Below are 20725 nucleotides of genomic sequence, written 5' to 3'. Positions count from 1 at the left end.
CCAGCATCTAAATTCAATTTTGCCTCTAAACTCTAAATCAAAAATATAAAGCTACTCATCTGCCCCACCAGACATACATAGGATACGCTTGTATCTAATGTCTAAAATTTAACTACGTGAGAATCTAAGATCTCAAATACTTGATCCAGTTGTGTCAACTCAAAGATAATTTTGATTGCGGGAGGCACTGAGCAAAGACTCATAACGCATCCTAACTTGTGTGCCAGCTTCAGTGATGATACTAATGCCATCAAACCAGCACTATCCAATGACTCTATTTGTCCTAAGTTAACTATTAAAGCTTGAGTGTGTGAATCTTGAAGCGCTGTTGTTAAATCCTGTTGAAATTCGGCGGCATTAGCTGCATTTAAACTCCCTTGGGGGAAAATTGTAGTGGTCTTGGGGTAGCTAAGTGTCGCAGGCATAATTATTTACTTCCTATGTGAATTTTCTAAAAAAACTGCATACAGATTCATTTGACCATAAACTTTTTACTTAAGCATCGACCATTCGTCTGACATTTCTTTGCTGAATCTTTATATGTTATCCATATATGTTTAAAGATTGTCATAACCCTATGGAGAATAGTGTTTAAGGATACTTTTTACGGTTGCATCAATCTCACCTTTAAAGGTAGTCTGTAATCAACACAGGTAAGAGAGACCTCACAGTGAAACGACGAGGAATCTCCTCTGATTTCTTAATAGTTCTCTCAATTCTTATACAAATCAGGAATAGCAAACAGTTCGTAAATTATTGTGCTGTTTGTCGTCAATGCCTCTACCACCACTGCCTCAGGTTTCTAGCGGACTTAAGTCCTAGCTGATAGTGTTTTAAATCACATATCTGCTAGTCTATCGATCACGCTTTATACATAGCAATACCTGTGATAATTGGTATTAAATATAATGGGTATATTATTTTATGAAAGCTAAATACGCAATACGTCATTTGGTAGAAAGAGCTTTGGATATTAAGAAATTAACTCCAGAAATAGAGAATGAAATTAACTATGAACTGACGCAAACAGGTTATATTTCTGACATTGACTACGAAGCGTTGGAATTACTAATGTCAGAAATGGATGCTGGTAGAATTCAGCTAATTGCAAGTTTTTAGAATCAATTCCCAAAAAATAAAATATTCGTTCAAATAAAATAAAATATTGAGTATAAACCACATCCACTTTGAAATCAGTAGATTTTTCTTAATTAAGTCGGCATAAATAAACACAACTTCTTGAAAACTATTTGGGAGGCGAAGCCCCCCAACTGTTTCCACTATGTAACAAAGTGTAAATTAAATTCAAATCCTGACCACTATTCGCTACTCACTCCCCACAACGATAATTTTTCCCACCCACCTAATTGGGTTTTAGCAGAGGGAAATGCTCCCGGAAAGGTTTCACATTTTGTTACACAATACAAACATTTGGGGTGCGTCTGCATAGCCTGGACATTTTGTGCTATTTACATTGCATGACTCTTTTGTTAACAAGTCTCTCCACAACAACAATTTTGAGAGTCGCGTATGTTAGAAAGTATAATTTGGATTTTGCTAGCAGGCTTTTTTATTGGTCAAATTGCGGAACGATTGAGCGCTCCACCTCTAATTGGAATGATATTAGGGGGCATTTTACTAGGTCCTGAAGTAGCAAATGTTATCCATTCAGATGTTCTCACTTCTGCTGATCTTTTCCGAACAGTAGCCGTGATGGTTATTTTGATGAAAGCTGGATTAGGATTAGATCGAGAAAAACTTCTCCAACAGGGTACAGTGGCACTGAGGTTAGGATTTGTGCCAGCTAGTTTGGAAGTAATAGCGATCGCGCTTGTGGCAATACCGCTATTTCACTTTAATTTTCCCACAGGTTTACTACTAGGCTGTATTATTGGGGCGGAATCACCAGCAGTGATTGTACCAGCAATGTTACGACTCAAAAGCCTGGGATGGGGAGTTACTAAAGGTATTCCCGATGCCATTTTAACTGGAAGCGCCCTTTCTGATGTACTACTACTTTTAGTCTTCGGTTTGTTAGTAGACTTTCTCGCACCAGGTAATACAGAGAAAATTACTCAAGTTGGAGGATTAACATTAACACCATGGCAACTGCTGCCATTCCAAGTTCTCCGAGATATTATTTTCGGGCTAGTAATTGGCTACTTGGCATCTCGTCTACTAGTGTGGTTACTTGGACAGAAAAAGTGGACGCAAAATACCGTCCAAGACATTCTGATTGTAGCCTGTACAGCTTTATTTTTGGTTATTTTACCTCAATATTGGGCTTACTATTCTGGATATTTAGCAGTCATGGCAATGGGGTTTTTTCTAATTGAATTAGATACCCCTTTAGCGCGAAAATTACGAGTTGGATTTAATACTTTATGGGTGATTGCGGAAATCTTTTTATTTGTCTTGTTAGGGGCAAGTATTCGATTAAATGTATTAGGTAATATTCTCTTGCCAGGAATTTTAATTTTGGCAGTAGGTACATTAATTGGTCGAATGTTGGGTTGGTATATTTCGACATTAGGAAGTAATTGGAATTGGCGGGAACGGTTGTTTTTGTTGCCGGGAAACTCAGCCAAAGCCACAGTCCAAGCTGCTATTGGTGCAATCCCTTTAGCTCGTGGTATTGAGGGAGGGGATACAATTTTAGCAGTAGCAGCCCTGTCAATTTTAGTTACTGCTCCTTTAGGGGCTTGGGCAATACCTATCTCTGCACCAAAGTTATTACAACGTGGTGAAATCGATCCCACCAAGGTGACAGTATCTACCCGTGTCGTATTATTAGCTGCGGTTGATACCTCTGATATATCTACCCAAGTGTTAACAAAAACCGCCGCCCTCGCTCGTCGTAGCGATGCTGAGGTAATTGTTTTACATGTGATTAATGTTGCTTCCCCTGACACTGTTCAAGAATTACAAAAGAAAACTGAGCGATTACTTGCAGATATTCGCTATAAATTTGTGACGCTCACTGGTTCTGTTCCCGAACAAATTGTGCAAACTGCTATTGATTATCAAGTATCAGAAATAGTCATCGGAAAACGGGGTCATCAGTCTTGGGAACAGATGCTGATTGGCTCGGTTTCTCAAGCGGTGATTGAATCTAGTTTCGTTCCTGTAGTTGTACTTGAAGATTCTCAAATTCATTAAAACTAAATTTTTCGGATATTGAGATGAAAAGATGGTGTCAGTTAGAACAGTTAGTTATTTTACCTCAACTTCTTAAATGGTTAGTTATTTCCTTTGCTGTTGGTATTTTTTCTGGAATAGGTTCTGCTGCTCTTTTGACATCTTTAGAATGGTCAACTAATTGGCGAGAATCTCATCTGTGGATAATTGCCTTGTTACCAGTAGGTGGATTCTTCAGCGGTTGGATTTATCATCAGTTTGGTAGACAAGTAGAAGCAGGAAATAATCTTTTATTGGAAGAAATTCATCAACCCAAAAAAATTATCCCTTTACGAATGGCTCCTCTAGTATTATTAGGAACAAACCTCACACATTTATTTGGAGGTTCCGCAGGTCGTGAAGGTACAGCTTTACAAATTGCGGCTTCACTTGCAGATCAGTTGACTAAGATATTCCGCTTTGAACATGCAGATAGGCGAATTGTATTAATGTCTGGTTTAAGCGGGGGATTTGCTTCAGTTTTTGGAACTCCCCTAGCTGGAACTGTTTTTGGGTTGGAAGTTTTAGCAATTGGTACAATTCAGCATGATGCGCTGTTTCCCTGTTTAGTGGCGGCGGTGGTAGGCGATCGCGTAACTTTAATATTAGGGTTACACCATACTGCCTATCGTCATGCACCTGTTGTCCCCACAATCACGGTGACGGGAATAATTTCGGCAATTGTTGCAGGAATAATCTTTGGAATCATAGCAATGATTTTTGCCAAACTAACTCACCGCATCAACCATATTTTTAAAAATAAAATTTCCTACGCTCCCCTGCGTCCTGCTGTTGGTGGTGTAATTGTTGCATTAGCTGTTGGGGCAATTGGAACAACAAAATACATTGGGTTGGGTATCCCGACAATTGTTGATGCTTTTAATATTCAATTACCACCATGGGATTTTGCAGCAAAAATCGCTTTCACCGCTTTGACTTTAGGATCAGGCTTTAAAGGAGGGGAAGTAACCCCATTATTTTATATTGGTGCCACACTAGGTAATGCTTTGTCACCTATTTTGGCTTTACCCACACCATTACTTGCAGGAATGGGATTTGTAGCTGTCTTTGGTGGTGCTGCAAATACACCGATTGCCTCAACCTTGATGGGAATTGAGCTTTTTGGTGTGGAATCGGGCGTATTTATTAGTATCGCCTGTGTGGTGAGTTATCTTTTTTCAGGTGATAGTGGTATTTATAAAGCCCAGCGCATTGGTATAGGTAAATCTCATTTCCTGCCTGGGAAAAAGGCAGAAGCTAAAGGAAAGAAAGCGGAAGGTGATTAGTTAGGAATTGTTAAAAACTCTAAAATTGGGGATTCTGACTATTGGCTTAACTGTCTTAAGCTGTTAAGCGCCTACTTTGTATATTTAAAGCGGGCAAGATGCCCGCACCACAAAGGTTATAATTTCTGAATTTATAGGATTTAGCTGCGTAGCAGCTTATCCCCAATCAAACTTATACCAATTAATTATCCCCAGACTTCGGACGAGTGAACTGAGAAGGCGATTTAAAGTTTTCTGACGGGACATCTTTGAGAGCGCGTGACATAAAGTCTCGCCAAATTGGTGCCACCATCACACCACCCGTTGCACCCCGTGCTAATTGTTTGTTGTCGTCTCTACCAACCCAGACAGCAGTCGCCAACTGCGGTACAGTTCCCACAAACCAAATATCTTTTTCTGAGGAAGTAGTACCAGTTTTACCGGCTGCTGGACGACCAATTGAGGCATTTTTACCTGTTCCTTCAGTAATTACTGAACGCATACTATCAATAATAGAAGCCGATGCCCAAGGATCAAGTACCAATTGGGGTTTAGGTGTGTTGTCGAGTAGCACATTTCCGCTACTATCGGTAATTCTCACAATCACAGTTGTGGGAGACTGCCACCCGTAGTTAGCAAAGGTGGCGTAAGCACTAGCCATTTCTAATGGTGTCACACCGATAGCACCCAAAGGCAAGGAAGTGACTGGTTCCATCGGACTCATAATCCCTAAAGTCCGAGAGGTTTCCACAACCTTATTCATGCCGATAGCTTTACCAAGTTTAATTACTGGAATATTTCGAGATTGTGCTAAGGCGTAGCGAATCGACATCGAACCACCGAAGCTACTGTCGTAGTTTTTGGGATAATACCAACCATCACCATCTCGATAACCTACAGGTGCATCAACAACGTTGGAACTGGGTGAATACCTTCCTGTGGCAAATGCAGCGTAATATACAAAAGGTTTAAAGGCAGAACCAGGTTGACGCAAAGCTTGTGTTGCCCGGTTAAACTCACTAGTTTTGGCATCTACACCACCAACCAGTGCCTTAATATAGTGGGTGCGAGGATCGATGGCAACCAAAGCCATTTGGTTTTTATATAAACCTTGACCTAATAGCCGTTCATGCCATTTGGCGACGGTTTCCTCTGCCATCCGTTGAAAATTAGCATCAACGGTAGTTTGCACGCGCATACCGCCTTTTAAGAGGGATTCCCGTCCAAATTTTTTGGCGATTTCTGCTGATACTGCGTTAGTGACATAAGGTAAAGCGCTACCTTGGAAAGAGCGGATTTTACCTAATTTAATTTTTTCATTCAGGGCAACATCATACTCACTTTGAGTAATCCAACCTAATCCCTTCATCCGATCTAAAACAATCTTCTGCTGTTCCTTCGCTTTTTTCATGTTGGCGAAGGGACTGTATTCTTCCGGTGCTTGGATTAAGCTTGCCATCATTGCTGACTCAGCCAAAGTTAAGTTGTCAGCGGATTTGTTAAAGTAGCTACGTGCCGCAGTTTGGACACCGTAGTTATTGTGACCCCAATACACCTGATTGAGGTACATTTCTAAGACTTGATCTTTGGTAAGAATTTGCTCTAGTCTAATTGCCAATACTGCTTCGGCAATTTTGCGAGTAAATTCCCGTCGATGGGATAGGAAGAGGTTTTTTACCAATTGCATGGTGACAGTTGAACCACCTTCGCGGACACCACCCCCTTTTAAGTTGGAGAATACAGCCCGTCCTACGCCTTTGGGGTTAATGCCGTGGTGAAAGTAAAAATCACTATCTTCACTAGCCAGTACAGCCCTTTTTAGTTCTGGAGAAATTCGATCTAGGGGTACAACCTCACGATTCGCTTCCCCGTGAATGCTGGTGAGCAGTTTTCCCTTGACATCATAAACGTAAGTGGTTTCTGAGGGGAAAAAATTACGTAATTGCCTGACATCTGGGAGATTGCGAAAGCTAATTGCCAAGCCAACTAAGCCTCCGGCAACTACAGAGCTTGTTAACATGGTGATGGCTAGCAGCGTGCCGCCAGCAACTTGACCCACTCCTTTGATGAATTCAAAGCCGGATGTAGGCTGACGTGGGGTTTGTTTATCTTCAAAAGTCCTAGACGACACGGCGGTTCCACTTCCTCACATGTATATGTAAATGTAATCTATCTAGATGCAGCAAGGCGGTTAATTTTTTGTAATTATATTAGTCTGGCAGACAAATGTTTAGATCAATTAATAGTGATTACAAATAACCCTACTTCTAAAGTGCAAAGCATAGCAAATAATGAGTCTCCTATGATGACGCAGAATTTCTCTTGGTTGCGTCGTGGTACTGTAGAAATTTTCCCACAACCCACCGATTTTGACAGTGAAAGCGAGAGTTTGGAAAAATTGTTGACAAATAGTCAACGCCCTTTAAGGGTGAAATTGGGGATTGATCCCACTGGCACAGATATTCATCTCGGTCATAGCATACCTGTGCGAAAATTACGAGCTTTTCAGGATGCGGGTCATACTGCTGTGTTGATTATCGGTGATTTTACTGCCCGAATTGGCGATCCTACGGGAAAATCGGATGTGCGTCGTCAGCTTACACAGGCTGATGTGATGGAAAATGCCAAAACATACTTAGACCAAGTACGACCAATTCTAGATTTTGATACACCGGGAAGATTAGAGATTCGGTATAACTCCGAGTGGTTATCAAAGCTGGATTTGAGCAAAATTTTGGATTTGCTGTCAACGATGACGGTGGGACAGATGTTGGAGAAAGAAGGCTTTGATTTGCGCTACAAGCAGCAAAGTCCGATTTTTTTGCATGAGTTTTTATATCCGTTGATGCAGGGTTATGATTCGGTGGCGATTGAAGCAGACGTGGAGTTGGGTGGTACTGACCAAAAATTTAACATCGCCGTAGGGCGGGATTTACAGAGACATTTTGGGCAGAAACCTCAATATGGACTACTTTCACCAATTTTGATTGGTACTGATGGTATACAAAAGATGTCAAAGTCATTGGGGAATTACATCGGATTACAGGATCATCCCAACTTAAAGTACCAGAAGTTACAAGCTATTCCTGATAATTTGTTGGGACAGTATTTTGAATTGTTGACGGATTTATCTTTAGAAAGTTTGCCAGAGGTGGCTAGAGATAAACAAAAATTATTAGCTGGGGAAATTGTGACTCAGTACCATGGGGAAGCTGCTGCACAGGAGGCAAGGAAAGCGGCTGAATCTGGAGGACAGGAAGGGAATATTCCCGAATTTTCCTTGTCTGGGGTGGAATTCCCGGCAAGGTTGGCAACAATTTTAAATGTCAGCGGGTTGTGTAAAAGCGGCGGTGAAGGGAGAAGAAAAATCCAAGAAGGTGGGGTACGCTTAGATAGCGATCGCATTACGGATGGAGAGGCGGTTTTTGCTGAGGCTCAACAGTTACATGGTAAAGTCCTCCAACTAGGGAAAAAGAATTTCGTTAGGTTAATTCCATAGGTGGTACAAATGAACCCTAAAGAAAAGATAATTGTACCGCTAGATGTACCTTCCTTTGAAGATGCGATCGCGCTTTTGGACAAACTGCCAGAAGTTACCTTTTGGAAAGTTGGTTTGGAGTTATTCACCAGCAGCGGATCACAAATTTTAGAGGTACTCAAATCCCGCGAAAAACGCATTTTCCTGGATCTCAAATTCCACGATATCCCCAACACAGTTGCTGGGGCTTGTCGTAGTGCTGCCCGCTATGGTGTAGACTTACTGACAATTCACGCTACCAACGGACGAGATGGGCTAAAGGCAGCAGCCGAAGCGGTACAACAGGGTGCAAACCAAACAGGAGTTACACCACCTAAAGTTATTGCTATCACCTTATTAACTAGTATTTCTTCTCGTCAACTAGCTTTTGATTTGCGGGTACCTCTAGAATTGCCCGAATACACTTTAGAAATGGCGTTAATGGCAAAATCATCGGGTTTAGATGGGGCAGTATGTTCACCCCAAGAAGCAAAACAACTACGCGAAAGCTGTGGGGATGATTTTCTCTTGGTGTGTCCGGGAGTTCGTCCTGATTGGGCTGAAAAAGGTGATCAAAAACGAACATTTACCCCCACTGAAGCGGTGAAATCTGGTGCTAACTATTTAGTCATTGGCAGACCAATTACCGCAGCCAAAGAGCCACAATTAGCTTGGGAGAAAATATGTGAAGAATTATCCAATTTTGGTTGATTAATCCTGCGTTTAAAGTCCCCTTTTTCTTTGCGAAGTTACTCTCAAAGAAATGAGGGGACTTAGGGGAGATTATCAAAATCTTTGCGTCCAAATTTACGGCTGTATTATAAAGAGATGTTGTTATTCAATAAAACTCGGATTTGGATCGCCATCATTATTTATTTTTCGTTATTATTCACCCATTGGCAACAAGTTAATGCTGGTCAGAAAATCGCACCCAAGTCAATTTGTTCTCAGCAGAATCTCGAAACTTTAACTACAAATCTCTTGCGTGATTTACCAAATTATGCAAACCGCACAAGTCAACGCGCTCGTCGTTTAAGTCGAAAAGTTGATGTTTATAGCTACATTATCTTTGCAGGGAAACCGGATTTTACGCCTCTACCTCTCAATCCTTATGGAATGAGTACTAACCCAGTTCGGACTGTGGATGATAAAATTGATCAGGTTTTTTTTACTACCTTAGAACGGCAATATACCGCAGGTAAAGCCATTGAATTACAGCAATTTCATCGACTATTATTAACTCAAACTAATAGTGGTTGGCGAAAGGTGATGATGTTCACTAAAACAGGTGCATATCCAGCTAATCAACTCTCAACTCCACTCAGAGAAAGTAGTGATGGGGCAATTGGGAAAGCTGTAGATATTTGGTTAAGGGATTGTGAAGCTGGAAGCACTAACAGGTAAATATAAATTTGCTGGGTGAAGCTCTAATAACAAGTAATAAGTAATAAGTAATAAGTAATAAGTAATAAGTGACGACACAAAACAGCATAAACTTGGCGGTATCGGTTTCTGTCCCGCCAAAGTTTGTCAGAATGCTGCTTACTGGTTGCAGGGGAATTAAACCCCCAATATTGTTAAATAAATTTTTTAAATAAGTTTTTAAATAAAGTATGTGTGACTTTACCAAAGGCTTTATCCTATGCAGTTGCAAAAAAGAAAAAGAAATTGTTCACAACAAAAATTCAAGGCGATATAAAAAAGCGCAAGCGGATACTCCACAAGTATACCGTTGGTATTTATCAGAATTTCAAGAAACATATGAGTCGCTGAAGGAAGGGGAATGCTCCTTACCTACCTCTGATATTGGGCAAGGACTAAATGAGGAGTGGGTTTTGCTCAATTTAAATCAGGGAAGTTGTTTTGATTTTAAATACACCCCTAAAGAAGGTGATAATCTCGTGATGAATTCATCTAACAGCAAGAGTTTTTATTTGTCCTTTATTTTCCAAAATAGAGAGTGGAAAACTGGGTTTTACAGTACATTTAGTACCATTTTAAAGTTGAAAATAGATGGAGAAATTCAGCAAATAAAAGAAGATGAATAAATATCAATATTGCTAAGTCAATTTTGTTAAGTAGGTGGGTGTTGAAAATTGTGGTTATGACAGGGCAATTTACCATAATGTGAAGAATATTAAATATTTGGTGCGTTACGACGTTCCGTCTTTTATTGGATGCCGTCAGGCTATACGCACCCTACTACTAAATTTTTAAGCGTAAACTACGCCAATAGAAATCAAACCTGATTCCTCAAATTACTTCTAAATCACAGCAATACACTCAATTTCAACTAATACATCCTTCGGTAAACGTGACACCTCGACACATGCACGGGCTGGTGCAGTATCCGCTGGAAAATACTGAGCATAAATTCCATTTACAGTTGCAAAGTCGTTCATATCTTTGAGAAAAATGCTGACTTTGACAACATTTTCCCACTTGGCATTAGCTGCTTCTAAAACTGCTTCCAGATTTGTCATTACTTGCTTAGTTTGAATTGTGACATCTCCAGTACCAACTATCTCACTAGTGTTAGGATCTAAAGCAATTTGTCCAGAGACAAAAATCATTTGTCCAGAGGCTGAAATAGCTTGGTTATATGGTCCTACGGGTGCGGGTGCGTGATTGGTACAAATTACTTGACGATTCATAGATATTATGTATTGAGATGTATGTAGCTGGTTTCTCCATTAGGAATTATCCCACCTCGTTTGTCAAGCAATCTAATTTTTCTGGCACTTCTTGATTTTGCGACTAAATTCAGGAATATTAGTTGTATCTTGTGTAGACCAAACAAATACCTACAACCCTACTAAAAATTAAACTCACTGGAATTCTATGTTGAAGCGGTTACTATTAATTTTTGGTTTGTTTTCTGTGAGTGTTGGAGGTATTTTATTTTACCTCTGGAACAAAACAACCTACGCTCCAGCTTGGTATACACAGACAAATCCGACAGATGAGGTGATTTCAGCAGCGAATACTGAATCTGGGATTCCGGAGTGGATGAAAGTAAATGACAAGGTTGTTGAAAGTTTGCGAAAACAGAGAAACCAAGGAAAGGGAAAGATTGAATTAAGCGCAGATGAGGTAAATACTCTGGTTGCATATGGTTTTGATACTGCTGCTTTGGATGACGCGATCGCAGATAATCAGAAACAGGTAAAAAAGATTGTGTTGGGAACAAATACAAAGTTCCAAGATGAGAAGATGGTGATTGGGGCAATGGTTGATTTAAAACAACTTGTGCAGCATTTATCATCAAAAGGTGGTGAGGGTGCTGGTGCTGCTCAAGCAATACTGAGTTTACCATTTGTTAGCGATCGCGCTGTGTACATAGAGATGGAGGGTAAACCAATAGCGAAAGAAGGAAATATCACTTTAGAACCAGATGCACGGGTGACGATTGCTGGTTTTAACTCAACTTTGCCAGATTTAGCGAAAAATTTGAAAATTCCGGTGACTGTTTTGGAAGATAGAATTGTCAAACGTGCTATTTCTTTACCTATGAAGGTTGAGGCTATAGATATAGTAGGCGATAACTACGGCGGTAAACAACGCTTAGTTATTAAAGGTACTGCAACTAGCACGTCAAGGTAGTAGTAGGCAGTAGGGGAAAGCCGTTTATTACTGCATCTTTCATCGTCAAATAATGGTCTAGTTATTTACGCCATGCTGTACTAGTTTCTAATATCCTAATCTGGGACGGATTCCATAATGACGATGTTGCCAATAATCCCGTAAAATGCGATCGTGATCAAAACATAAGTTATTGGGAACACACCAGGGTTCAAATATTTTTAAACCTTTGGCATCATCCCCTGCTTGAGGTTCACCTGTAGCAGTGGCAATAAAAACTATACTGATTGTGTGTTTTCGTGCATCCCGACTAGGATCAGAATAAACTAAAAATTGCTCGATTAATTCCACTTCTAAAGCTGTTTCTTCCAGCGCTTCCCGTTTTGCGGCTACTTCCACAGACTCCCCATAATCCACAAAACCACCGGGAATTGCCCAACCTAATGGCTCAAAATGCCTTTCAATTAATACTATTGGTCGATGGGGACGATCGATTAATTCAATAATTATATCAACCGTTGGTGCTGGATTTCGGTACATGTGTCTTTGAGAAATCTAATAATATTAACTACTTTACCTTGGAAAGCAAGAAGGCTCACCAGTTAAGCAAAATTTATCCTAATGACTTGCTTAAACCTCTAAACAAAATCAACGTGATTGCCTAATTTCCGATAACATGAAATTATTGCTGGATTTATTCTAGCGCGATGCCTAAAACCCTTGTGTAGTGAGGTATTTACATTAAGCGCTGGTTAAGTTCTGGTTAATTGAAACCATATCAACTTAGCAAATTAATTTGAGCGCATCATGGCAAAATCGAAAAAAAACGGCGAAACTATTGAAAATGTCGAAAGTATCAACTTTCAAGATCCAAAATACTATCTTAATCGTGAGTTAAGTTGGTTAGAATTCAATAACCGTGTTTTGCATGAAGCTTTAGATCCTCGAACACCACTTTTAGAAAGGCTGAAATTTATGGCAATTTTCAGTTCAAATCTAGATGAATTTTTTATGGTGCGGGTATCAGGATTAAAGCAGCAAGTTGAAGCAAAGGTCAGTAAACTAGCATTTAATGGTCGTACACCTCAAGAACAGCTAGAAGATATCAGTAAGTCTTTACGTCCCCAAGTTATTAAACAACATCAGCAGTTTGAAAAAGTCTTATTACCCCAATTAATTAGTCATGGGATTCATCTTCTCAGTTACATTGATTTAGACTCTGAGCAGCGTACATATTTAGATAAGTATTTTAAAGAACAAATATTTCCAGTAATTACACCATTGGCAGTAGATCCAAGCCACCCATTTCCCTATATTTCTAATTTGAGTTTAAATTTAGCGGTTTTGGTAAAAAATCCCGAAACCGAAGAAGAATTTTTTGCCAGAGTCAAGGTTCCCAAGGTTTTACCCAGATTTTTACCTTTACCTCCAGAATTACGAGTTCAAGATCGTGGTGAGCCTTCTGCTTGGACAGGCATACCATTAGAACAAGCGATCGCACACAACTTAGAATCCCTATTCCCAGGAATGAATATTCAGGAATATCATTCTTTCCGCATTACTCGTGATGCTGATTTAGGATTGGAAGAAGATGAAGCTGATGACTTATTATTGGCAATCGAACAGGAATTACGCAAACGTCGTGTTGGGGGAAATCCCGTCAGATTAGAGATTCAATCTAATACTCCCCCAGGAGTGCGATCGCGTCTACTGCAAGATTTAGATTTATCAGAAAACGATGTCTATGAAGTTGATGGTTTATTAGGTTTAAGGGACATGATGTATTTTATGTCACTACCTCTAGAACAGTACAAAGATCGACCTTGGCAATCTGTTGTGCCTCCCCGTCTCCAACGTCTGCGGGAACCTAACGCTGTCAATCCTCAAACACTAGAAGTGGAAGAGGGTAGAGATATTTTTACTGTAATTCGAGAAAAGGATGTCCTTGTTCATCATCCTTATCAATCCTTCACTGCATCTGTTGTCAAATTTATTACCTATGCTGCATACGACCCGGATGTTTTAGCAATCAAAGTAACCCTATACCGCACTTCTGGGGATTCCCCAATTGTCAACGCTTTAATTGCTGCTGCCGAAAATGGCAAACAAGTATCAGTATTAGTAGAATTAAAAGCCCGCTTTGATGAAGAGAATAACATCTATTGGGCGCGACGCTTAGAAAGTGTTGGTGTCCATGTCGTATATGGTTTGGTTGGTTTAAAAACCCACAGCAAACTGGTGATGGTGGTGCGTCGGGAAAAAGAACACATCAAACGTTATGTCCATATCGGCACAGGAAATTACAACCCGAAGACAGCCAGACTTTATACAGATTTCGGCTTATTTAGCTGTCGGGAAGAACTTGGTGCCGACCTCACTGATATCTTTAATTACCTAACTGGATATTCTCGGCAAAAAGAATACCGTCAGTTATTAGTAGCCCCCGTTAACATGCGCGATCGCTTCCTCAGTCTAATCAACCGTGAAATCGAAAACGCCAAGAATGGTGGTTCTGGACGCATTGTCGCCAAAATGAACGCCCTTGTTGATTTACAAATCATCTCAACTTTATACATAGCTTCCCGTGCTGGAGTCAAAATTGATTTAATTATTCGTGGTATCTGTTGCCTACGTCCCGGCATCAAAGATATTAGCGACAATATTAATGTTATTAGTATCGTTGGACGCTTTTTAGAACATTCCCGAATTTTCTACTTTCACAACAATGGCAAAGAAGAAATATTTATTGGTAGTGCCGATTGGATGCCACGTAATTTAGATCGTCGTGTCGAAGCAATTACCCCAATTCTTGATGCAGATATTGCTAAAGATTTGCAAGAAGTATTAGGAATTATGCTAGCCGATAACCGCCACGCTTGGGAATTACAGTCTGATGGTAGTTATATCCAACGCCGACCAGGCGAAAATTGTCCTGAAGCTAGTTCACAGCAAATGCTCATGGCAATGGCAGCCAAATTATAGTCTACCAAGTAGAGACGCGGCATACCGCGTCTCCAATCATCTGTTGCTCATCAAGTAGCTATATTTGTCATATCTAATCCTAAAAGCCATATAACTGATTTACTTAATAATATTTCCATCGACATCACATACTTGAAAAAGAAATGAGTATTATATTTCCCTGGATATACCCAAGTTCAATCTTAATTACTGTGTATTCTTTTATAGCCGACAGCATTCGGATTTGATCACGGTAAATAGAAATATGAATTATGAGATTGCATCTAAATAACTTAACAATGTTATTGGGAAATATACGGAAACTGGGAATTGGAAATTTAGGCACTTAAGGCTTTAATTCCTTTTCGACTCGAGAGTCAAAAACTATACTATAAATACTTTCAAACTTGACATAAAGCATGTCTACTACTATCTATAAGATAAGTAGTTAAACAAAATTAATTACACAATCTTAAGGCATGAAACTTTTACCCAGACTAGATCCTTGTGTGTAAATAATTCTGCGCGATTACTTACAAGGTTGGATGCAGCGCTAGCGTAGCCCAAAATTAATGAAATGATAAATCTATCTGTAGTGTTATTTTTTCAAATTGCTATTACCTTTGCTAGTTAGATGAGACGGAAGAGAAAGTTAATGTACCAATATCATATAAACCAGCAGTATTTTTAGGAATTTCAAAACTAACTTTTTGTAATGATTCTTCATTGAAACGGATTTCATAACGTCCAGGTTTTAATCCTGTTAAGGCAAATTTACCTGCTTTATTGGTAAACAAAGTTATTGGCTGCCACTTTGTATCTAAAAGTGATACGACTTGAGCAGTTTTTTGAGAAAGTGGTTTACCATCTGCGAGGATTAATTTACCTTTGATAAAAACAGTTGCATCTGTGCCAACATGTATAACAACACCACTTTTATAACTAGGCAATATATTATAATTTTCTTTACCCAAATCGTATCCTAAGGGTAACTGAGAACTATCAATTTTGATACTCGAAACATTATAAGGTTGAAAACTAGGAAGCACAGCTGAACCCAAACCATCAATCTGAGCAAAATAACTCTCTCCAACTGGATTGACACCAATTTTTTTTCCTCTTAAATTTTGATGAGGAACTACAATCGCAAAGCTGTTATCAATAGGACGTGATAAACCAAAATTACCATCAGCAAAAACAACAGCAGTACCAAAATTTAAGCGTGTTCGATGACTGTCAGTATTAATCCCATTACCTAATCTTGTAAAATCATGAGATAGTTCAAGATTACCTCGAAATCCTGGATAAGCTAATTTAGTATTTAACTGATAATCACCTGACTTTTGTACTCCTTCTACTGAACCTCGAAGATTACCAAATGGTTCTAAAGGATTAGAATTCCAACTAAAACGATTACTAAAACTATCCTCGCTACTAAATTCTGATGTTGTGCGTAATGATTGAGATGGTAGTTGCTTTAACCATGACAAACTCATATAAACACGTTGTTCATTATCGCCATTATTATTACGGTTTTGGCTCAGATTTAAGTTCACACCCAAGCCATTTCTGAGGTATTTAGATAAACCAAGATTAATAGAATGTGTATCTGGTGTCTCATCTCTACCTAATTGATATCTCAGGCTCAAATTAGCATTTATATCACTCAATAATTTTTGATTATATGCAGCAGTAATTCCCAAACTATACTTATTTTTGGGATTTTCATCATCAAACTGCATAAAATTTGCACCACGATGTTCAAGTGAGAGATTGAAAGTACGTTGAGAGGGATTATTTTTACCAACTTTTAAAAAATCATAACGTAATTTCATTGCATAACTGCTACCAAGATTACTAGCATTACTCAAAGCAACATCCCATCCTAAATTACCAATAGATGTTGCAAATATCCCTTCTAATCCGGCTACTTGTTGTTGAGTATTGCCTTGGAAATATCCTCCAACTGTTAATTTTTTGTTAGCACCAAAGTGATGGGATAAAGAAAGAATTGGTTTTTCCCAGTTATAACTATAAACCCCATTCTTTTGTTCAGCAGCAAACCCAATTCCATAAGCAAATTTTTGTAATCCTGGTGCAAGTAATTCGCTAGCTAAAGCACTGGAAAAATTAAGTTGAGAAACACGACCCAAATCATCTGTAATTGTCAATTGAACATCATTAGTACCAACACTGAGAGGTAAATCACGAACATCTTGTTTTCCCGCAGGTAACTGTAATGTTTCAACCAAACGATTATTAACAAATACTTCTACTTTTGAAGGTCTTTCTAAGAAAAACTCATATTGACTAATGGGTCTTGTGACACGGTATGGTTGTAATGTAAAGTTTTTCGCTGCCGTAAATCCAATGATTGGTGTGCTTCTTTGATAGCCTGTGGTTGGGGTTGAAACATCACCTACAACATAACGTACAGAACTTTTTGGATCATCTCGTACCAAACGTAGATCACTCCGTCTCCAAGAATTATCTGTTCCTTCGTTGAAATTACCCCCTCCTTCTAATACCCATCCATTAACATTAACTGCACCATCAAATTGCAAGTTCAGAGGTTGTCGTCCTAGATTTGTGGATGAAGTACCAGACCAAACAAAATCTTGCCCACCCCGTAAATTGAGATAGGCACTAACTTTGCTTGGTTTGACTGCATTTTCGGCTTCTGGAGGTACACCATTGCCTCGAAGATCAGAAATCTTTGTTTTTCGTTGTGCAGGAGGTATTTGGATGCGTAATTCTAAAGTGCGATCGCTAAATGTTGCTTCAAGCCCATTTTGTTGTAAAGCTTCTAATGTAAGATTGCCTTCTTTATCTATTTCCCCTTGAATTTGTTGATAAATATCAGGACGGATAAGTTCCACCATTTCTTGGAGAAATGCGGTTGCTTGAAAACGGAGATTTGGAACATTTCCAGGAGTTAAGATAAGTGTTGTTTCACCCCTTTGTTGTCCATCAACAAAAAAAGGAGCTACAACAGATTGAAGATTATTTTGTCTTCTACCAAAAACTTTTTCAAAAAGCTTATCTTCATTTTCTTTTTCGGTATTAATATCTGCCGGTATCTGAGTATATGCTGATGTATTAGTAAAAACTAATAGAAGAAGACTGCTAATTAAGAGAAGAATACGTCTAGATAGCATTTTAATATTTATTTTTTAAATAAATTTTGAACAAACTGATATTAGTCAGATTAGTTAAGATAGTTCTTTAATAATTATTGGTAAATCATAGATAATCAGGAATGTAAATTTCATAAAATATAGAAACTTACTTCTTTTATTCCTTTCTCCGTTTGCAGAGAGGGGCACACAGCGAAGAAAGATTCCACACATATTAATTTGCTACTATTAATTTGACTTTATTGGGATATGAAGTATTTTGCTTTCATTCACAAACATACTAGAATACCCCACCAACTAGAGCGGTGAGGAGTAAATAATTACCTGTAATTATTCTTTAAATTTAAATTCTCCAGAAATTTCCCCATTTGCTAAATTACTAGGTTTAGGAATTACAAAACGACGCTTATTACCAGCTAAAATAACAGTATTATTGATGGGTTTAAGCTGTTCCGAATTGAGCGCAATAGGTGTGTTGCTTGCAGAAGTTTTCACACTTAGTTTTGGTTCTTTTAAGATTGCACGTCCGCTACCTTGATTCTGTAAAATAATAACTAATTCTTCTTGCCCCTTATTATTATTTTGTTGTTTAATACTTTCTAATACAACTTTCTGTTTAATATTTACTGGACGAACAAATATTGAACCCATGTAACGCATCAATATTTTAACTTGTCCAGATGTGGTTGCTTGATTATTTTGAGAAGCATTTAATTCAACAGGTACTTGTTGAGCAACTAAGCGAAATGTTTGTTCTTGAGATAAATTAGCTTCACCTAACCAAGTTACACGTACAGTTTGTTTCTCACCAGGTTTAAGTAGAATTTGAGGTGGATAAATCAGAAAGTTATCATCAGCATCGGAGTAAGTTTCAACTCCATCAATATCCATCTTTCGTTGCACAATAGATACTTCCACAGCTAATGCTTCTTTTTTGTCATTAACAATTTGATAAGATTGAGTCGCACCTGTACCACTTGGTGTGAAAGTACGAGACATTGGTAGTAGTTGAAATGCTAGTGCTGGCTGTACACCCAGCATTAAGATAATTGTTGAAAATAAAATTTTGGGAAATGTGAGCTTCATAATGGTAAATAATGAAAATATCGAGATTAATAACTATAACTATGGATTATCTGCAACGCTAAGATTAATATTGGCACCATAATTACCTGGATCTTGAACGGATGTGGGATTGTATTTGATGTATAAATCAAGTGCAGATATGGTGCTAGAAAACACATAGGGAGATCCAGATGAAGTAGTAAAATCCCCTACTGTTGGTTGAGAATTGTTAGAAGGAACTGTAGTAACTTGAAAAGGAATTGGAGTTGGATTATCTGGATTATTATTGGATTTGGCAATATTTCCAGATGTAATAGTTAGGGTATAACCATTGGCTCCAATATTAGAAATATTGATAGTTCCTACTTTTATAATACGTGTTGTATTAGTAGTATTAGTAGTTAATTCAAGAGTAGTAGCAAATGATGTGGAAGTAGCTGTAATTGAAGGTTCGGCTAGCGTTGCTTCTATGCTAGTCAAAAGCAGTGAGAAGATAAGCAACGTTTTTTGAATTACAAACCTCATAATATTGGTGACTCTATAAGTTCTATTTAGTTTTGTGCTAAAGATTGCTGCTAAAAAATAAGTGTTTTTTTATTGAGACATCTAATATTCAAATATTTTTTATTTTCACAGCTACACTATGATGTTTTGACAGGTCATAAAAGATACTTATGAACCTCCCATAACACTTCTCCCATGATGGGAGAAGTGTTATGTTTAGAATTACAAGCGTGCCATGAAATATTCTAGGTTTTTAGGCACAAGTTCAGAGAATACTTAATTGTTTAGTTGTCTACAACACTGAGACCGATTGTTCCAGTATAAGCTCCAGTATCTAGTGCAGCAGCAGGAGTATATTGGATGTACAAATCTTGAGGAGTATCGGTATTGTTACTCGAGCTAGTGGTAGCAGTCGCAGTAAAGGTGGTTGGGGCTGTTGCATTGTCACCAACAACTGCAACTTGGTAAGAAATAGGTGTTGTACCACCAGTCGTATTTAATTCAGAATTACTACCTGGTGTAACAGTCAATGTGTAACCTGTCGCGTTGTTTGTAACAATAGCAAGATCGGCAACTTTAACGGTTTGTTGTACACCTGGAGTTAAAGTAAGCGCACCAGCTGCTCCTGTGGCAGTTGCGGTGATATCAAGTGTACTGACAACAGTACCAGCAAGAGGTACGTCTGCTGTGTCAGCAGCAAATGCAGCAGGAGCGCTAATTGCAGCAGCACCAAGAACTAAAGCAGAAGCGAATAAAGATGCGGAACGAGATAGTAAATTCATGGTATTTAATCCTTTTTTTTGGTAATGTTTAGTGAGTTGAAATTGATTGTTTGCAAATTGTTATTTTGCGGTGAGAGTCTATATTAATTGGAAGCTGTGTATATGCAATATATACTTATAAATTCAAGCTACTTACCTCAACAAAAAACTTTTTAGAGAATATTTGTTATCTGTAAAATACTCTCATTAAATTCAGATAAATATCTGAAAAACACATTTGTATTTTGTTGAGACTAGAGCGTTTTCTTGACTCTTGAACCTATTCTGTTTTACTGCCTCATGATTTGTGATCAGTGAAAATACTTCGTTTTTAAAATTATTCGTGTTAATCAAAACAAGTTAAACATTATCTACATAAAAGATACATTTTTGAAAATTTAAAACAATCAAATATAAATTTTAACAAAGTCTGGGAGTTTGATTCTGCTGCCTATACAGACAGCATGTTTTGTGACGGGGATTTTACCTCGACACAAAAATTACTTGCGAGTTGTAACTTGTTTATAGATCTATTTATTGATCAGATAGAATTAATTACAATGGTAATTCGTTGATAGGCAAAAATTTCATCTTGGATTTTGTGTAATTAATTACGTGCCACTACTTAATCCTGGAGTTGGCAGAATTGACGCGATCATGGGTAGTTTACATCCAGGCAAGTTGAAGATTCTAGCTTATTGCCGGAAGAGTACCACAGGATCATTCAGCTTCTTAAAGTAAAGTTATTATCTTTAT

General features: G+C 38.4%; 17 protein-coding genes. 9 read left to right on the top strand and 8 right to left on the bottom strand.

Features of this window, described 5'->3' with window-relative positions:
• Positions 1–101: 101 nt before the first annotated feature.
• On the bottom strand, positions 102–425 hold the full coding sequence (locus CAL6303_RS24875; protein ID WP_015200602.1) for an STAS domain-containing protein: 324 nt from the start codon (positions 423–425) through the stop codon (positions 102–104).
• Positions 426–924: 499 nt separating this feature from the next.
• Here CAL6303_RS24875 and CAL6303_RS24870 point away from each other — a divergent pair, with 499 nt between their 5' ends.
• From CAL6303_RS24870 to CAL6303_RS24855, 3 genes are all read left to right on the top strand, one after another.
• Entirely contained in the window at positions 925–1119 is a 195-nt protein-coding gene (locus CAL6303_RS24870) for a hypothetical protein (protein ID WP_015200601.1), read from the top strand.
• A 411-nt stretch (positions 1120–1530) separates the two neighbouring features.
• A complete protein-coding gene (locus CAL6303_RS24860) occupies positions 1531–3159 on the top strand; it encodes a cation:proton antiporter (RefSeq protein ID WP_015200600.1) in 1629 nt (542 codons plus the stop codon).
• A gap of 23 nt (positions 3160–3182) precedes the next feature.
• Positions 3183–4463, top strand: a complete 1281-nt coding sequence (locus CAL6303_RS24855; protein WP_015200599.1) for a voltage-gated chloride channel family protein — start codon at positions 3183–3185, stop codon at positions 4461–4463.
• Between the two features lie 181 nt (positions 4464–4644).
• Here the strand turns inward: CAL6303_RS24855 and CAL6303_RS24850 are convergent, their stop codons facing one another.
• A complete protein-coding gene (locus CAL6303_RS24850; protein WP_015200598.1) occupies positions 4645–6573 on the bottom strand; it encodes a transglycosylase domain-containing protein in 1929 nt (642 codons plus the stop codon).
• A 171-nt stretch (positions 6574–6744) separates the two neighbouring features.
• On the opposite strand from CAL6303_RS24850, the gene tyrS reads away from it, so the two are divergent.
• From tyrS to CAL6303_RS24830, 4 genes are all read left to right on the top strand, one after another.
• The gene (gene tyrS / locus CAL6303_RS24845; RefSeq protein WP_015200597.1) at positions 6745–7941 is read left to right on the top strand and encodes a tyrosine--tRNA ligase; all 1197 of its coding nucleotides are present in this window, start codon (positions 6745–6747) and stop codon (positions 7939–7941) included.
• Between the two features lie 9 nt (positions 7942–7950).
• The gene (gene pyrF / locus CAL6303_RS24840) at positions 7951–8670 is read left to right on the top strand and encodes an orotidine-5'-phosphate decarboxylase (RefSeq protein ID WP_015200596.1); all 720 of its coding nucleotides are present in this window, start codon (positions 7951–7953) and stop codon (positions 8668–8670) included.
• 84 nt (positions 8671–8754) lie between these two features.
• Positions 8755–9363 carry a hypothetical protein gene (locus CAL6303_RS24835; protein ID WP_238993740.1) on the top strand — a complete coding sequence of 203 codons (609 nt, stop codon included), beginning with the start codon at positions 8755–8757 and terminating at the stop codon, positions 9361–9363.
• Positions 9364–9572: 209 nt separating this feature from the next.
• A complete protein-coding gene (locus CAL6303_RS24830; RefSeq protein ID WP_015200594.1) occupies positions 9573–10007 on the top strand; it encodes a hypothetical protein in 435 nt (144 codons plus the stop codon).
• Between the two features lie 216 nt (positions 10008–10223).
• Here CAL6303_RS24830 and CAL6303_RS24825 read toward each other — a convergent pair whose 3' ends face one another.
• On the bottom strand, positions 10224–10613 hold the full coding sequence (locus tag CAL6303_RS24825) for a RidA family protein (RefSeq protein WP_015200593.1): 390 nt from the start codon (positions 10611–10613) through the stop codon (positions 10224–10226).
• Positions 10614–10800: 187 nt separating this feature from the next.
• Between CAL6303_RS24825 and CAL6303_RS24820 the strand changes: the two genes are divergently transcribed.
• On the top strand, positions 10801–11562 hold the full coding sequence (locus CAL6303_RS24820; protein WP_015200592.1) for a hypothetical protein: 762 nt from the start codon (positions 10801–10803) through the stop codon (positions 11560–11562).
• An 87-nt stretch (positions 11563–11649) separates the two neighbouring features.
• Here the strand turns inward: CAL6303_RS24820 and CAL6303_RS24815 are convergent, their stop codons facing one another.
• The gene (locus tag CAL6303_RS24815; protein ID WP_015200591.1) at positions 11650–12081 is read right to left on the bottom strand and encodes an NUDIX domain-containing protein; all 432 of its coding nucleotides are present in this window, start codon (positions 12079–12081) and stop codon (positions 11650–11652) included.
• A gap of 267 nt (positions 12082–12348) precedes the next feature.
• Between CAL6303_RS24815 and ppk1 the strand changes: the two genes are divergently transcribed.
• A complete protein-coding gene (gene ppk1 / locus CAL6303_RS24810) occupies positions 12349–14523 on the top strand; it encodes a polyphosphate kinase 1 (RefSeq protein WP_015200590.1) in 2175 nt (724 codons plus the stop codon).
• Between the two features lie 605 nt (positions 14524–15128).
• On the opposite strand, the gene CAL6303_RS24805 is transcribed toward ppk1, so the two are convergent.
• From CAL6303_RS24805 to CAL6303_RS24790, 4 genes are all read right to left on the bottom strand, one after another.
• Positions 15129–17660, bottom strand: a complete 2532-nt coding sequence (locus CAL6303_RS24805) for a fimbria/pilus outer membrane usher protein (RefSeq protein WP_015200589.1) — start codon at positions 17658–17660, stop codon at positions 15129–15131.
• Positions 17661–17969: 309 nt separating this feature from the next.
• Positions 17970–18725 carry a molecular chaperone gene (locus tag CAL6303_RS24800; protein ID WP_015200588.1) on the bottom strand — a complete coding sequence of 252 codons (756 nt, stop codon included), beginning with the start codon at positions 18723–18725 and terminating at the stop codon, positions 17970–17972.
• Between the two features lie 39 nt (positions 18726–18764).
• Positions 18765–19184 carry a hypothetical protein gene (locus tag CAL6303_RS24795; RefSeq protein ID WP_041739956.1) on the bottom strand — a complete coding sequence of 140 codons (420 nt, stop codon included), beginning with the start codon at positions 19182–19184 and terminating at the stop codon, positions 18765–18767.
• 308 nt (positions 19185–19492) lie between these two features.
• On the bottom strand, positions 19493–19990 hold the full coding sequence (locus CAL6303_RS24790; protein WP_015200586.1) for a hypothetical protein: 498 nt from the start codon (positions 19988–19990) through the stop codon (positions 19493–19495).
• Positions 19991–20725 lie beyond the last annotated feature (735 nt).

Origin of the sequence: Calothrix sp. PCC 6303, from assembly GCF_000317435.1 — a bacterium.
Classification (GTDB): Bacteria; Cyanobacteriota; Cyanobacteriia; order Cyanobacteriales; family Nostocaceae; genus PCC-6303.
Note: the sequence above shows the minus strand (reverse complement) of the source record. Positions and strands in the feature narration are given on the sequence as shown.